Raw genomic sequence first — 13,151 nt, forward strand, 5'->3', positions numbered from 1 at the left:
GGTACGTCAATAATAGTCGATGTCCTTTGCAATGAAATACGCGAACGTGATTGTTTTGTACGGATTCGATCGGAATTAATGTCGGGTCGAAAACGTCACCGTGGCCCGTGAGAACGATCCACTACGTCGACGCGGTCCTGTATCGCACCGACATCCTCGAGGTCCGGAACGCTGGACCCGGCCGTGGCGACGGCACGGGACGCGACAGCGACACCCAGTGCCAACGCTTGCTTCGCAGACGTGCCCCACTCGAACCCCGCCAATACGCCCGACAACAAGGCGTCGCCGGCCCCTACGGTGTCTCTAACAGTGGTCTCTATTGGTGGGGCGTATAGCCGTTCGTCATCCGAGATCAGCGCCGCTCCGTCCGCACCCAGGGAGACGACGACGCGATCGAATCCCGTCCGGCGGAGTTCCTCGGCGGCGTCGATCGCTTCCCGGACGGAGTCGATCGTGCGCCCGGTCGCTGCCGCAAGTTCCTCGCGGTTCGGTTTACAGCACGCGTATTGGGATTCGAGTCGCCCGAGCAACTCACCGCCGACGTCGACCGTCGTCTCCCAGTCGCCGGCCCGGGCGATCCGATCGATCGCGTCGGGACCGAGTGCCGGTGGGAGACTTCCCCCGACGACGATTCGGTCGGGCAACTCGCGGGTGACGACCTCCAGAACGTCTTCGACGACAGTCGGGTCCACCGACGGTCCACGTTCGTTGAACTTGTACTCGCCGTCGGCGGCGTGGACCGTTCCGTTCAGACGCGTCGCGTCCCTGACACCGACGAACGGGGCGTCGAACGGTTCCGCTGCGAGGAGATCCCTGACGTATTCGCCCGTGAACCCTCCGAGGAGTCCCGTCGCGGCTGTTTCGACGTCGAGGGCGGCGAGGTACTGGGACACGTTGATCCCCTTCCCGCCAGCGTCGAACCGGCGTTCTGTGGCGCGCTCGACCCGTCCCGGATGCGGTTCAGTCTCGATGCTGATCGTGTGATCGACGGCCGGGTTGTACGTGACGGTGAGTATCATTCGACATCGACCGTGATGAGTGAGACATCCGCTTCGTCGAAGGCCCGTTCGAGTGCCTCCGGCGGATGTTTGTCTGTGATCAGCGTGTCGATGTCGTCGATCCGGGCGAACTGCGAGAAACTGCACTCCCCGAACTTCGATCCATCGGTGAGCATCACGACGCGCTGGGAGCGCTCGATCATGAGCGATTTCATCTTCGCCGTCACCTCGTTTGGCGTGGTCAGTCCAACGGACTCGTGAACGCCGTTGGTCCCCAACAACGCCAGGTCGAAGTACTTCTGCTCCATGAAGTGCTCGGCTGTTGGGCCGACGAGCGTTCGGGTTTTGGGCCGAAGCGTTCCACCCGTCAGCATCACATCGTCCGCCCACGAAAGTAGCTCCTCAGTCAGCGGCGGAGCATTTGTGACGGCGACGAACGACCGGTCCTCGGGAGCGCATTTTGCCGCCTGCAGCGTGGTGGTGCCGCCGTCGAAAAAGACGATCTCCTCGTCGCGGATCTCTCCGACTGCGCGATCGCCGATGGCTCGCTTGGCCTCGAAATGCTGGATCTCTCGGTTCGTATACGATTCCTCGGCGCCGACGGACGGAACGGGGACCGCTCCCCCGTGTGATCGATTGACGTGTCCCAGCGATTCCAGCTGGTCCAGATCACGACGAATCGTCGCCTTCGAGACATCGAGTTCTTCGGCGAGTTCCCGTACCGAACGGCCTCCTCCCTCTTCGATCAGTTCGACGATGTGTCGCCGTCGTTCTTCTGGGAGCATTACCAACCGTGATGGTCTTTGGGTCAATTCTACTTTTCTCTGGCGTATAGTTTTGTTTTTGATTGTGTGGGATGAATTTATATAAATTTCAATCACAATAGAGACTATCATACGTACCTATGATTGTTATGTGAGTGAACTGAGCGATGGATGCACCAGGCACCCTGCCCAAAGCGGATACCTTCGAAACGCTTTGTCGTTCTCGGCGAGCTGTCCGCTGTCATGCCAAATCTCAAGTGTTATGATGACGGTGGCCTGACAGACAGTTCCACTTCTCACAGCGCGTCAAGGACACGTCGAGTTCGATTGTATCTGGCAACCGATTGAACAACAACCGGAAGACAGTCTCGGAGTAACTCGCGTTCGTCGCTAGCTCCGTCACGGGAATTCGACAATCCGCAGCCCCATCTCCTCGATGTCGCTCAGATCTGTCTTTGTTACCACCACGCCTGCCGGCCTCTCGCTGTACCCCGTCATCAGTCGTCGATCGAGGCTACTGCCTTGTGGGGCGAAACTGTGGGCAACTCGGCATGCGAAGACAGACGGCTCCCTGAATCGACGTGTATCCGCTCAAGGTTGTCGGTCCAGGGACTACAAAGATCGTTTGAGTGTCCCGACGTGTTTTAGGATGAGAGGAGAACTCATCTATATGACATCGCTGCTGCCATTGAAGCCGTCCACTGATCGGCCTGCCGATCGTGATCTCGATCCACAACTTCTCTGTCTCACGGAGGAGTCAGCTGACGATATCCTGTCAGCAATTTCGTCACTGACGGCACGACAGATCCTCAACATCTTGTACGACGAGCCACAGCCTGCCTCCGAGATCGCGACTGCACTGGATTCGTCGGTCCAGAACGTCAGTTATCATCTCGAACGACTAGAAGACGCCGCCCTCGTCGAAGTCGTCGATACATGGTATTCGGCCCAGGGCCGTGAGATGGCTGTTTACGGGCCGACCAACAGCGCCCTTGTGCTGTATACTGGTGTCGAGACGGCAACGCCGTCCCTGAAACGCGCGTTGGGTCGGAGTATCGGTGGACTCGGCGCTGTCGGTATTGCCAGTGTCTTCGTCCATCTGCGATGGGCACAATCCGGATCGCTCGGTTCCTCGCGTCGTATCGCACCGATTGGGGTCCGGCCAGAACCGACCCTCCTGGAATCGATTATGACGTTCATCACTGGACCGGGCGGGGCACTCCTTGGGGCAGGTGTGGTACTCGTTGCGGTGTTCCTGGTCAGGTGGTACTGGCGGTACTATCGACCGGCGCACGAGCGTGCTCGATCGACCTGATCGAGTCGGTCCGCTGTCTGTTTGGTTGCCCCCAGTATACCGAATCGATCAGTGCATCCGTGGACTCAAAGGCGTCTTTGAACCTGAGATAGTCCCATACATACCCGTTCCATTGTGGATCGTATGCGACGTCGAGCGTTCCTCACGACAGTTGGTCTCGGTATCACAACGGCAACGGCAGGCTGTAGCTCTCAGTCACAGCCAGGCGAGTCGTCGACAGCGACTGACGACACCACCGCCGAGGCAGCTGAATCGACTACTGACATGGTGACGGACGAATCCACACCCACGGACACGACGACCATCGAAGGCGAGCGGACCCGTGTCGAACGCGGTGAAACCCGAGAGCGAATTCTCGGAAACGATCCGCTCTCGGAACAGGGGCTGCGCAAACCCCATTATCTCGCGCTGACGAACCGGACCGACGAGGAGTACACACTCTCGCTGTCCATTCAGGGGACCCAAACGGCGTCGCTCGACGAGCAGTTCATCCTCGAACCCGACGCCACGGTCTCGGTATCGCTGACTACGCTCGATACGTACGCGGTCAGGGCGAGTGCACTGTCCACAGCGGCGACCGAGTCGCTGTCGATCGAACCGGGACAGTTTACCTGTAACGTTACTCGCACATCGATCGCTCTCGTGGCTCCCGGAACGTTCGAATCGATGACCGCGTCTACGCGCATGGCTTGTCCGAGTGTCCTCACGGAAGACATCGCGGCCGACAGCACCGTTTCGAAGACGCTGGGCGGTGGAACGTCATCGGCGGACGGTGGTGGGGACACAGCCCACACAGTCGTCGTTACGAACCCGACCGACGAGGTCTGGACGGTCCGGGCCGTCCTTGAATCCGATACGATGTCCCAGCTCGATGGTATCTACACGATCGAACCAGGCGGGAAGAGTCGGCTGAGACTTACCGAAAGCGGTGCTTACGACATTGCTGTGGATGTTCTCGAATCCGGTGGCACGGTAACGTTCAGTCTCAGCCCCGAAAACTTCGACTGTAACGTCTCCACGACGCAGGTGACCGTCGGCTCGGATGGACAACTCGACAGTACAACCCTCTCGACGCTGATTGCCTGTGTTGAGCACAGTGAGACGGATTCCGAGAACGAAACGTCCCCGTAGACCGATCTGGTTACCGCCGTCTCTTCGTCATACATTCCACCCTCGGTCCATAGCAAGGATTATCGCCCCCGCGTTCCGCGGAACGTGTATGGCTCACTTCTCACAGCGCGTCGAGCAGGTGTCGATCTCGGGCATCCGCGAGGTTTTCGAGGCGGCCGGCGAGGACGCGATCAACCTCGGCCTGGGCCAGCCGGACTTTCCGGCTCCCGAGCACGCACGCGAGGCGGCCGTCGAGGCGATTCGTGCGGGCGAGGCCGATGCTTACACCTCGAACAAAGGAACCCTCGAGTTGCGCGAGGCCATCGCCGCGAAGCACGCCCGTGACAACGATCTCGACGTGGATCCCGACCGCGTCATCGCCACGTCCGGCGGCAGTGAAGCACTCCACCTCGCGCTAGAGGCCCACGTGGACGCGGGCGAGAGCGTCATCTACCCGGATCCGGGATTCGTCTCCTACGAGGCGCTGACCCACCTCGCCGACGGGACGCCCAAGCCGGTGGGCCTCCGCGAGGACCTGACGCTCGATCCCGCGGCCGTCGAGGCAGCGATCACCGACGACACCGCGGCGTTCGTCGTCAACAGCCCCGCGAACCCGACCGGAGCCGTCCAGTCACCGGAGGACATGCGGGAGTTCGCTCGGATCGCCGACGAGCACGACGTGCTCTGCATTTCCGACGAAGTCTACGAACACATCGTCTTCGAGGGCGAGCACTGCTCGCCCGCTGAATTCACCGAGAGCGACAACGTCGTCGTGATCAACGCTTGCTCGAAGACCTACTCGATGACCGGCTGGCGGCTGGGGTGGGTCACCGGCAGCGAGGATCGCATCGAACGAATGTTGCGCGTCCACCAGTACAGTCAGGCGTGTGCGAGCGCGCCCGCCCAATTCGCCGCCGAGGCCGCGCTCTCGGGCCCGCAGGACCGCGTGACGGAGATGGTCGACGCCTTCGAGGAACGTCGTGACGTACTGCTCGATGGACTCGACAACATGAGCCTGGAAACCCCGAAGCCACGGGGTGCGTTTTACGCAATGCCGAAGGTTCCGGAGGGGTGGGTCGACGAAGTGATTGACCGCGGCGTCGTGGTCGTCCCTGGCGAGGCATTCGGCGACGGCGGCGAAGGCTACGCGCGGATCTCCTATGCGACCGATATGGAGCAGTTGAAGGAGGCGATCGAGATCATGCGCGAGACGACGGCAGCACTGGATTGATAACGCAGGTCGATCCACGGAGTCGCGACGAACCTGGGCGGAAATTGGAAGAGTGTCGGCATGGAGTGGGTCCACTCTCGGTATAAATGTTGAAAAACCTACTTTTGTCCACACCACCCAGCCGTGTCTGTGCGGTGACGCACGGACCCACCAATGACAGCTGACGACCAGTCATCGACCGGACGCACAGATTCACCACTCCTCACGCGGCGCACCTTCGTTGCCGGGGCTGGTGGCACACTCCTTGGCGCGGGTGTTCTCGGCTCGGCAGCGGCACAAATGGACGATGGGCCGACGATGCGGTCGTTCACCGTCACCATCGAGAACGTTTCGACGCCCGAGACGCTGGAGACGACTGCCGACGGCGACGCGGCCACCCAGCCCGTCCCACTCGCACCGGGAGCATACGCCGTTCACACGAGCGACGAGCCGATGTTTTCGATGGGGGAATCACCCCGCCACAACGGACTCCAGGCGCTGGCCGAGGACGGCAAGCCCGGGACGCTGGCCGAACACCTCTCGATGCGTGAGACTGTGTCCGATAGCGGGACGGTTACGACACCTGTGGGGGCCGACGGTCCCGGGCCGCTGACGCCGGGCAATCGCTACGAATTCACGGTTCACGCCGAGAGCGGTCAGCCTGCCACATACCTCTCGCTGGCGACGATGTTCGTCCCATCGAACGACCTGTTCTACGCGCTGGGCGGGCCGGACGGAGCGATGTTGTTTGACGATGGGCAGCCACTGTCGGGGGACGTGACCGACATGGTGACGCTGTACGACGCCGGGACGGAGATCAACGAGGAGCCGGGCGTCGGTGAGAACCAGCCACAGCGCCAGCGCGGAGCGGGCGCGGGACTCGTCGAGCGTGGCACTGTCGCGCCGGTCGACGAGATTGCAGGGCACGAGTACCCGGCCGTCTCGGACGTGCTCAGCGTGTCCGTCACGCCAGCCGACACCACCGATGACGACATGTGAGACTCGCGAGGACGCACCCGCTGGAGGACACTGGCCGCGACGATCGCGCCGAGCGAGCGACGGAACACGGCACGCGTCTCCGCGATAGCCGGGTACTATAAGCCAGCCGGCCGGACAGGGCGTGTGCAATGGAGAAGGCGCTGTGGTACCTGCTCACCGCGACGCGGGGCGGCGAGAACCGCGCCCGGCTCATCCGCGCCCTCTCCGATCGACCGATGAACGCAAACAAACTCGCCGACGAACTCGACGTCGAATACAAAACCGTGCGCCACCATCTCGACGCCCTCGCCGAGCACGGGGTCGTCGAACCCGGTGACGCCGACTACGCGAAGCTGTATTTCCTGACCGACCGGTTCGAACAACACCGCGACACGTTCGAGGACATAACGGAGCGGATCGACTGATGGCGATGGGACCACTCATCACGGCCGCAAGCGCGCTCGCGGCACTGAACCTCCTGCTGTTGCTCCCGCTGCTCGTCGTCTGGATCCGCAACTACGCGACGTTCCGGACGGGACTCGTGGCCGGATTGCTTGCGTTCGCCGTCGCGATGGTACTCGAGAACGCCATCGCGCTGTACTTCTTCCTCTCGATGCACAGTTTCTACGCCGGGGACCCGCACGTCCAGCAAGCTGTGCTGGTGATGCGCTCGATCCAGTTCGTCGGGATCGCGATCCTATCGTACGTGACGGTGCGGTAGCGACGGTGATCAGGGCGTCTCACTCCCGTCTCGATCGACTCCGTCAGCGATTGCCTGGCACCGATCGATCCACTCCGTCTGAAACGTCGCCGGCCCGACGACGCGACCAGCCAGATCCGGGACGCGTTCGATCCCCTCCCGTTCACACCACGCGATACACGCCCGATAGACTGAGAGATCGCACTCGTCAGCGAGTTCCTCGTCTTCGACGATCGAAAGTCGGTCGCTCCCGGTGAGATACGCGACGAACGCCCGCGTGTGGCCGTCCGTCAAGTACTGGTCGCCCTCGAACTCGTACACTGGCAGGGGATCGGGCTCGAAGACCTCTCCCTCGACCCGTTCGGCGACGGTTGCGACTTTTGCAGCATTGACATAACACTGGCTCGGTCGAAGGGCCTCGACGGAAACGGTTTCGTCGGTCATTGCTCGCCCTCAGTTCGCCGTCGAAACGATCTTGATCACGTCGCCCGCTTCGAGTTCTGTGTCGTCGCTGATCCGCATCCCCTTCCGGGCGTCGACGGCGTGGAGGTAGCCGTCGCCGATGTCTGAGTGGACGGCGTAGGCCAGGTCCTTGGGCGTCGAACCACTCGGCAAGAGGAAGGCGTCGGGAAGCATGTTCCCCTGGCCGTCAGTCCAGTGAGTTTCGTCCTGTACCGGGTAGACGGTGATGTGATCGAGCACGTCGTAAACTGCCTCGTCCAGCGCCGACTGGACGCCCGTTCCACCGTGCTCGGCCATGACTTCCCGGATCTGTTCGAGTCCCTGCCGCTGGCCGTTGCTGACATCACCGCGAATCTCGAAGTCGGAGTCGCCGGGATCGTACGCGATGGCGTCGGCCTCTGCGGCCCGGCGGAGCGCGAGTTCGCCGTCGGCGGTCGCCGGGATCGTCGCCTCGTTGCGCTCTTTGAGCCGCTGGACGTTCTCGGCGCTGGCGGCGTCGGCCTTATTCGCGACGACGACGATCGGTTTGGTCCGTTCGCGGATCTCCCGGGCCAGGGCCTCGCGGTGCTCGTCCGTCCAGGCGATCGGATCGTCAGGATACTCGACGTTTCTGAGTGTCCGGGCCACGTCGAGTTCCGTCGCGCCGACACCGGTGAGAAACTCCGTCAGTGCCTCGTCGAGGTCGAAGTCCGGCGAGCGTGACTGTCGCTCGACGGTTTCCCAGTTACGCTCGACGACGCTCGCCAGCCACAGGTCCATCTCCCGCTCGATGAAGTCCAGATCCTCGACGGGATCGTGTTCGCCGACGCCGACTGGCTCGCCCTCTTCGTCGGTGGCACCCGCGGCGTCGACCACGTGGAGGATCGCGTCTGCGTCCGTGAGCTGGTCGAGGAACTGATTACCCAATCCCCGCCCCTCGTGGGCGCCGGGGACGAGGCCGGCGACGTCGAGCAACTCGATCGGGACGTAGCGCTTGCCGTCGTGACAGTGCTCGCTGTCACAGCGTTGGTCGCGGTCGAGACAGGGACAGTCCGTTCGGACGTGGGTCACCCCCCGGTTGGCGTCGATGGTCGTAAAGGGGTAGTTCGCCACGTCGACGTCGGCCATCGTCGCCGCAGTGTAGAAGGTCGATTTCCCGGCGTTGGGCTTCCCAGCGAGCGCCAGCGAGAGCATGCAATCGAGTACCCCACAGAACGCTTTCGGACTTTCGGTCGGCTGTCGGGTCAGCTAGTCGGACGGCAGGGTGACAGTCCCCCTACTCGGTCATCTGGATGATCTGGATCGTCTCGGTCATCGTCTTGCCGGTGGTGATGAGGGCGTCCACTGATTTATCGCTGAGTCGTTCGGTATCAGGGGAAAACGCTCTCTGACCCAATCGCGGGTCTCGAGCGATCGATTCGAAGGTCTGTTGCCCGGCAACCGTACCATGCCGCTTATATAGGACCGATCACCCTCTGTCAGAGGCGTCACCCGTATCGTCCTCGTCGTCGCTCGCGTCGTTGTACCGATCTTTGAGTGAGGCGAGTTCGGAGTCGATGTCGACCGATGCCGTTTCGCTGTCGTCCTGCGTAGTAAACTGTTCGCCCGCATCGTCGGTTTCGAGGCGGGCCGCCAACTGGCGGTTGAGTTCCTTTGCCTCCTCGAGGAGCTCCCCGGCTTCCTCGTCGGCGGACGTCTTTTCGACAGTCGACTGGGCCTCACGCAGGGCCTCATCGATGCGGTCGACGACCGAACGTCCCAGCGTCGTCGCCTCCGTCGTTGTGGCCCCGTCTTCGGCGTCGCGGGCCAGCCTGAGCGTCCGCTGGAGGAGACGCAAGGCGCGGATATTCGTCTCGAGTACGAGGATTGTTGCCGGGATCGTCACCTCACTGGTGAACTGGACGAGGCGATCGAGTCCCCGTCCTCCCCGACCGTTCGAGTCACGCAACTCCCGCCGGAGTGCACGAAGGGTCCGGGTGAGCTCGCCGACGATTTCTGCCGGCGTGGGCCGAGGCGATTGACTGCTCATGTCATCCCCTTCGTCGGAAGACGCATAAAGGTACGAACATGGCTGATACGGATCAATCGTACCACTTGGCCAAGCCCACTCCTGAACAGAAATAAATTAGACATATCAACTATCGTATCGTCATTCGGTATCACGGGTCGAATAGCAGATCGGACGGTACCGACCGTCTATCTTCCATGATTCTGCACGACACTCGTACACAGACGGAAACGATTCAGGTAAATATTTCCCCCGTGATACCCAACATCGAAGGGACACGATGGGCCAATTAGATACGTTGTTCGCGCCCGAACGGGTCGCTGTCGTCGGTGCTACCGAGAGCGACGGGGCCGTCGGGCGTGCAATCATGGAGAATCTTCTCGACGGCTACGTCGGTGACGTCGTACCAGTCAACCCGAGTTCTGAGGAGGTATTCGGACTCGAGTGTTACGACGACCTCACGGGGACCGAGGACATCGACCTGGCGATCGTCGTCGTCCCGCCACAGATCGTCAACGACGTGCTCCGCCAGGCCGGCGAAGCCGGCATCCGTGACGTCGCCGTGATCACAGCTGGTTTCGGCGAGTCCGGGAGCGAGGGCGTCGAGCGCGAACGGGAGATGAAGGCGGTAGCCGACGAGTACGACCTCAACCTCGTTGGGCCGAACTGTCTGGGCGTGATCTCGACGACGGTCGGGATGAATGCCACATTCACCGAGAAGTCGGCTATCGCGGGCAACATCTCCTTTATGAGCCAGTCCGGGGCGTTTATCTCGGCCGTCCTCGACTGGGCGGGCGATCACAACGTCGGGTTCAACGACATCGTCTCGCTGGGTAACAAAGCCGTCCTCGATGAGGGATCGTTCATCGACTACTGGGGCGACGATCCGGATACCGACGTCATCCTCGGGTATCTCGAGGACATCGAGAACGGCCGGGAGTTCATCGACACCGCCCGCGAGGTCACCAAGGACACGCCGATCGTCGCCGTGAAGTCCGGACGGACCGAAGCCGGGGCCTCGGCCGCAGCCTCCCACACGGGGGCGATCGCCGGCAGCGAGCGCGCTTACGAGGCGGGGCTCGAACAGGCCGGCGTCATCCGGGCCAACAGTGTCCAGGAACTGTTCGACTACTCGACTATCCTTGGCGACCAACCGCTGCCAGAGAGCAACAATATCGCCATCGTCACCAACGCCGGCGGCCCCGGCGTGATGGCGACCGACGCGATCGGCGACTCGGACCTCGAGATGGCTTCGTTCACCGACGAGACCTTGGAGGAACTCGAGGAAGCCATGCCGGGGGAAGCCAACATCTTCAACCCCGTCGACGTCCTCGGGGATGCCCCTGCGGACCGATACGAGAAAGCTCTGGATATTGTCCTCGACGATCCGAACGTCGGATCAGTCATCGTCGTTTCCTCGCCACAGTCTATCGACTTCGAGGAGCTGGCGGACGTCATCGTCGAGAAATTCGAGGAGTATAGCGTCCCGATAGCCGCGAGTCTCATGGGTGGCGACACGGCAGAGGAACCCGCCGAAATCCTCGGCGAGGCCGGCATCCCGTCGTACTTCGATCCCGCGCGTGGCGTCGATAGCCTCGACGCGCTCTGGGAGTACGCCGAGATTCAGGACCATGAGTATGCCGACCCTACCGACTTCGATGTCGATCGCGAACGCGCCCGCGAAGTCCTCGAACGGACGAAAGAGCGGGACACCAACAAGCTCGGCGTCGAGGCGATGGAATTGCTCGATGCCTATGGCATCCCAATGCCCGATAGTGCCATCGCGACGGACAAGACCGAGGCTGTCCAGGCGGCGGGCGAGATCGACGGCGACGTCGTGATGAAGATCGTCAGCCCGGACATCTTACACAAGTCCGACATCGGCGGCGTCGAAGTCGGCGTACCCGACGACGAGGTCGCCGACACCTACGACGACCTCATCTCTCGCGCGCGCAACTACCAGCCAGACGCGACGATCCTGGGTGTCCAACTCCAAGAGATGGCCAATCTCGATGCTGGGACCGAGACAATCGTCGGGATCAACCGCGATCCGCAGTTCGGGCCCTTGGTGATGTTCGGGCTGGGCGGAATCTTCGTGGAAGTGCTCGAAGACGCGACCTTCCGGGTCGCACCTGTCAGCGAGCCCGAAGCCGAAGCGATGATCGACGAGATCGATTCGGCACCACTGCTGCGCGGTGCACGGGGCCGAGAATCGGTCGACGAGAGCGCTGTCGTGGAGACGATACAGCGCATCTCACAGCTCGTCACTGACTTCCCCGCGATACTGGAACTGGACATCAACCCACTCGTCGCGACGCCCGATGGCGTCTCGGCGGTCGACATCCGCCTGACCGTCGATCAGGAGGAACTTTAAACCCGCTCCCACCGGAGGACTAACATATGGATCCCATACTCGTTACCTCGACCGAAGAAGCGACCGGCAAAACCGCAGTCTCGCTCGCGATCGCGAAGCTGGCCGACGCGGCCGGCCACAGCGTCGGGTACATGAAGCCAAAGGGCACGCGCCTGCAGAGCGCGACGGGCAAGACCCGCGACGAGGACCCGATGCTCGCCCGACAACTCCTCGATTTGGACTCGGAGATGCACGAACTCGAGCCGATCGTCTACACCCCGACGTTCGTTCAGGAGGCCATCCAGGGTCGTGAACGCCCGGAGGAACTCCGTGATCGCGTCCTGGAGAACTACGAGAAGATGGCCAGCGAGCGCGACATGATGGTCATCGAGGGGACCGACCGACTCACGACCGGCGGCATCGTCGATCTGACGGACGCCGACATCGCCGAGATGCTCGACGCCCAGGTCGTCCTGCTCTCGCGGTACGACGAGCCGGAGGACGTCGACGACATCCTCGCGGCCGCCGAGACGCTGGGCGATTCCCTGGCCGGCGTGCTGTTCAACGCCGTTCCGGACTCGGTGTTCGACCAGCTGACCACCGATGTCGTGCCGTTCCTCGAGAACCACGATATCCCCGTCCTGGGAGTCGTCCCGCGGGTCCAGGAACTGGCTGGCCTGACGGTCGGCGACCTGGCCGAGCGCCTGGGTGCGGAAGTACTGACTTCCGACGCCTCGACGGATCTGTTCGTCGAGCGCTTCACCGTCGGTGCGATGTCCGGCGAGTCGGCACTGACGCAGTTCCGCCGGATGCAGAACGCGGTGATGATCACCAGCGGCGACCGCCCGGAGATCGTCACGGCTGCCCTGGAAGCCTCGGGGATCAAATGCATCATCCTGGGCGGCGGGTTCCGACCGTCGAACGCGATCGTCGGCCGCGCAGAGGAGGAAGGCGTGCCGATCCTTCTGTTGCAGTCTGACACGCGCATGGTCATCGACCGCACCGAGGACTTCCTCAAGACCGGGCCGACCCGCAGCGTCGGAACCGTCGATCGGATGCAGGAACTGCTTGACGACCACGCCGACGTCGGTTCGCTGATCGGCGTCGAACGCGACGACGAGTAACGCCGCTCCGACGCCCCGATATTTCAGAGCGTGATAACTCCCTCAGGACTTATGACTCTGTAGTTTGTACGGTATACTGGAGCCACATGGCTCCGTAGTGTCACACGCTGGGGGCACAGCCCCCACGTTCCCCTTTGTGTCGAGTTCGGC

The 13,151-nt window shown here is 62.3% G+C and carries 13 protein-coding genes; 8 read left to right on the plus strand and 5 right to left on the minus strand.

Annotated features, from left to right (window positions below):
• Positions 1-95 precede the first annotated feature (95 nt).
• Both pfkB and glpR read right to left on the minus strand, forming a co-directional pair.
• Entirely contained in the window at positions 96-1,019 is a 924-nt protein-coding gene (gene pfkB, locus BN2694_RS02235; RefSeq protein WP_135662211.1) for a 1-phosphofructokinase, read from the minus strand.
• Entirely contained in the window at positions 1,016-1,783 is a 768-nt protein-coding gene (gene glpR, locus BN2694_RS02240) for an HTH-type transcriptional regulator GlpR (RefSeq protein WP_135662213.1), read from the minus strand. The genes pfkB and glpR overlap by 4 nt, the downstream gene beginning before the upstream one ends.
• Before the next feature lie 649 nt (positions 1,784-2,432).
• On the opposite strand from glpR, the gene BN2694_RS02245 reads away from it, so the two are divergent.
• From BN2694_RS02245 to BN2694_RS02270, 6 genes are all read left to right on the plus strand, one after another.
• Positions 2,433-3,077 carry an ArsR/SmtB family transcription factor gene (locus BN2694_RS02245; protein WP_135662215.1) on the plus strand — a complete coding sequence of 215 codons (645 nt, stop codon included), beginning with the start codon at positions 2,433-2,435 and terminating at the stop codon, positions 3,075-3,077.
• A gap of 123 nt (positions 3,078-3,200) precedes the next feature.
• Positions 3,201-4,208: a hypothetical protein gene (locus BN2694_RS02250; RefSeq protein WP_135662217.1), complete on the plus strand. Its 1,008-nt coding sequence runs from the start codon at positions 3,201-3,203 to the stop codon at positions 4,206-4,208.
• An 88-nt stretch (positions 4,209-4,296) separates the two neighbouring features.
• Positions 4,297-5,418, plus strand: a complete 1,122-nt coding sequence (locus tag BN2694_RS02255) for a pyridoxal phosphate-dependent aminotransferase (RefSeq protein WP_135662220.1) — start codon at positions 4,297-4,299, stop codon at positions 5,416-5,418.
• Positions 5,419-5,571: 153 nt separating this feature from the next.
• Positions 5,572-6,396, plus strand: a complete 825-nt coding sequence (locus BN2694_RS02260; protein WP_135662222.1) for a spondin domain-containing protein — start codon at positions 5,572-5,574, stop codon at positions 6,394-6,396.
• Positions 6,397-6,524: 128 nt separating this feature from the next.
• A complete protein-coding gene (locus BN2694_RS02265) occupies positions 6,525-6,800 on the plus strand; it encodes a winged helix-turn-helix domain-containing protein (RefSeq protein WP_135662224.1) in 276 nt (91 codons plus the stop codon).
• Positions 6,800-7,096 carry a hypothetical protein gene (locus BN2694_RS02270; protein WP_135662226.1) on the plus strand — a complete coding sequence of 99 codons (297 nt, stop codon included), beginning with the start codon at positions 6,800-6,802 and terminating at the stop codon, positions 7,094-7,096. Before BN2694_RS02265 ends, BN2694_RS02270 begins: the two co-directional genes overlap by 1 nt.
• Positions 7,097-7,105: 9 nt before the next feature.
• On the opposite strand, the gene BN2694_RS02275 is transcribed toward BN2694_RS02270, so the two are convergent.
• From BN2694_RS02275 to BN2694_RS02285, 3 genes are all read right to left on the minus strand, one after another.
• The gene (locus BN2694_RS02275) at positions 7,106-7,519 is read right to left on the minus strand and encodes a histone acetyltransferase (RefSeq protein WP_135662228.1); all 414 of its coding nucleotides are present in this window, start codon (positions 7,517-7,519) and stop codon (positions 7,106-7,108) included.
• Positions 7,520-7,528: 9 nt separating this feature from the next.
• Positions 7,529-8,710 carry a redox-regulated ATPase YchF gene (locus BN2694_RS02280; RefSeq protein WP_135662230.1) on the minus strand — a complete coding sequence of 394 codons (1,182 nt, stop codon included), beginning with the start codon at positions 8,708-8,710 and terminating at the stop codon, positions 7,529-7,531.
• Positions 8,711-8,984: 274 nt separating this feature from the next.
• Entirely contained in the window at positions 8,985-9,545 is a 561-nt protein-coding gene (locus BN2694_RS02285) for a DUF7547 family protein (RefSeq protein ID WP_135662232.1), read from the minus strand.
• Between the two features lie 259 nt (positions 9,546-9,804).
• Here BN2694_RS02285 and BN2694_RS02290 point away from each other — a divergent pair, with 259 nt between their 5' ends.
• On the plus strand, positions 9,805-11,898 hold the full coding sequence (locus BN2694_RS02290; RefSeq protein WP_135662234.1) for an acetate--CoA ligase family protein: 2,094 nt from the start codon (positions 9,805-9,807) through the stop codon (positions 11,896-11,898).
• A gap of 26 nt (positions 11,899-11,924) precedes the next feature.
• Positions 11,925-13,001: a phosphotransacetylase family protein gene (locus BN2694_RS02295; protein ID WP_135662236.1), complete on the plus strand. Its 1,077-nt coding sequence runs from the start codon at positions 11,925-11,927 to the stop codon at positions 12,999-13,001.
• Positions 13,002-13,151 lie beyond the last annotated feature (150 nt).

Source organism: Halorhabdus rudnickae, assembly GCF_900880625.1.
Classification (GTDB): domain Archaea; phylum Halobacteriota; class Halobacteria; order Halobacteriales; family Haloarculaceae; genus Halorhabdus; species Halorhabdus rudnickae.

What these genes read in the sequence shown, in the direction of transcription:
- BN2694_RS02245 (WP_135662215.1), top strand. Translation starts at nt 2,433, where the DNA reads ATGACATCGCTGCTGCCATTGAAGCCGTCCACTGATCGGCCTGCCGAT.
- BN2694_RS02260 (WP_135662222.1), top strand. Translation starts at nt 5,572, where the DNA reads ATGACAGCTGACGACCAGTCATCGACCGGACGCACAGATTCACCACTC.
- BN2694_RS02255 (WP_135662220.1), top strand. Translation starts at nt 4,297, where the DNA reads ATGGCTCACTTCTCACAGCGCGTCGAGCAGGTGTCGATCTCGGGCATC.
- BN2694_RS02290 (WP_135662234.1), top strand. Translation starts at nt 9,805, where the DNA reads ATGGGCCAATTAGATACGTTGTTCGCGCCCGAACGGGTCGCTGTCGTC.
- pfkB (WP_135662211.1), bottom strand. Translation starts at nt 1,019, where the DNA reads ATGATACTCACCGTCACGTACAACCCGGCCGTCGATCACACGATCAGC.
- BN2694_RS02285 (WP_135662232.1), bottom strand. Translation starts at nt 9,545, where the DNA reads ATGAGCAGTCAATCGCCTCGGCCCACGCCGGCAGAAATCGTCGGCGAG.
- BN2694_RS02250 (WP_135662217.1), top strand. Translation starts at nt 3,201, where the DNA reads ATGCGACGTCGAGCGTTCCTCACGACAGTTGGTCTCGGTATCACAACG.
- BN2694_RS02295 (WP_135662236.1), top strand. Translation starts at nt 11,925, where the DNA reads ATGGATCCCATACTCGTTACCTCGACCGAAGAAGCGACCGGCAAAACC.
- glpR (WP_135662213.1), bottom strand. Translation starts at nt 1,783, where the DNA reads ATGCTCCCAGAAGAACGACGGCGACACATCGTCGAACTGATCGAAGAG.
- BN2694_RS02270 (WP_135662226.1), top strand. Translation starts at nt 6,800, where the DNA reads ATGGCGATGGGACCACTCATCACGGCCGCAAGCGCGCTCGCGGCACTG.
- BN2694_RS02280 (WP_135662230.1), bottom strand. Translation starts at nt 8,710, where the DNA reads ATGCTCTCGCTGGCGCTCGCTGGGAAGCCCAACGCCGGGAAATCGACC.
- BN2694_RS02265 (WP_135662224.1), top strand. Translation starts at nt 6,525, where the DNA reads ATGGAGAAGGCGCTGTGGTACCTGCTCACCGCGACGCGGGGCGGCGAG.
- BN2694_RS02275 (WP_135662228.1), bottom strand. Translation starts at nt 7,519, where the DNA reads ATGACCGACGAAACCGTTTCCGTCGAGGCCCTTCGACCGAGCCAGTGT.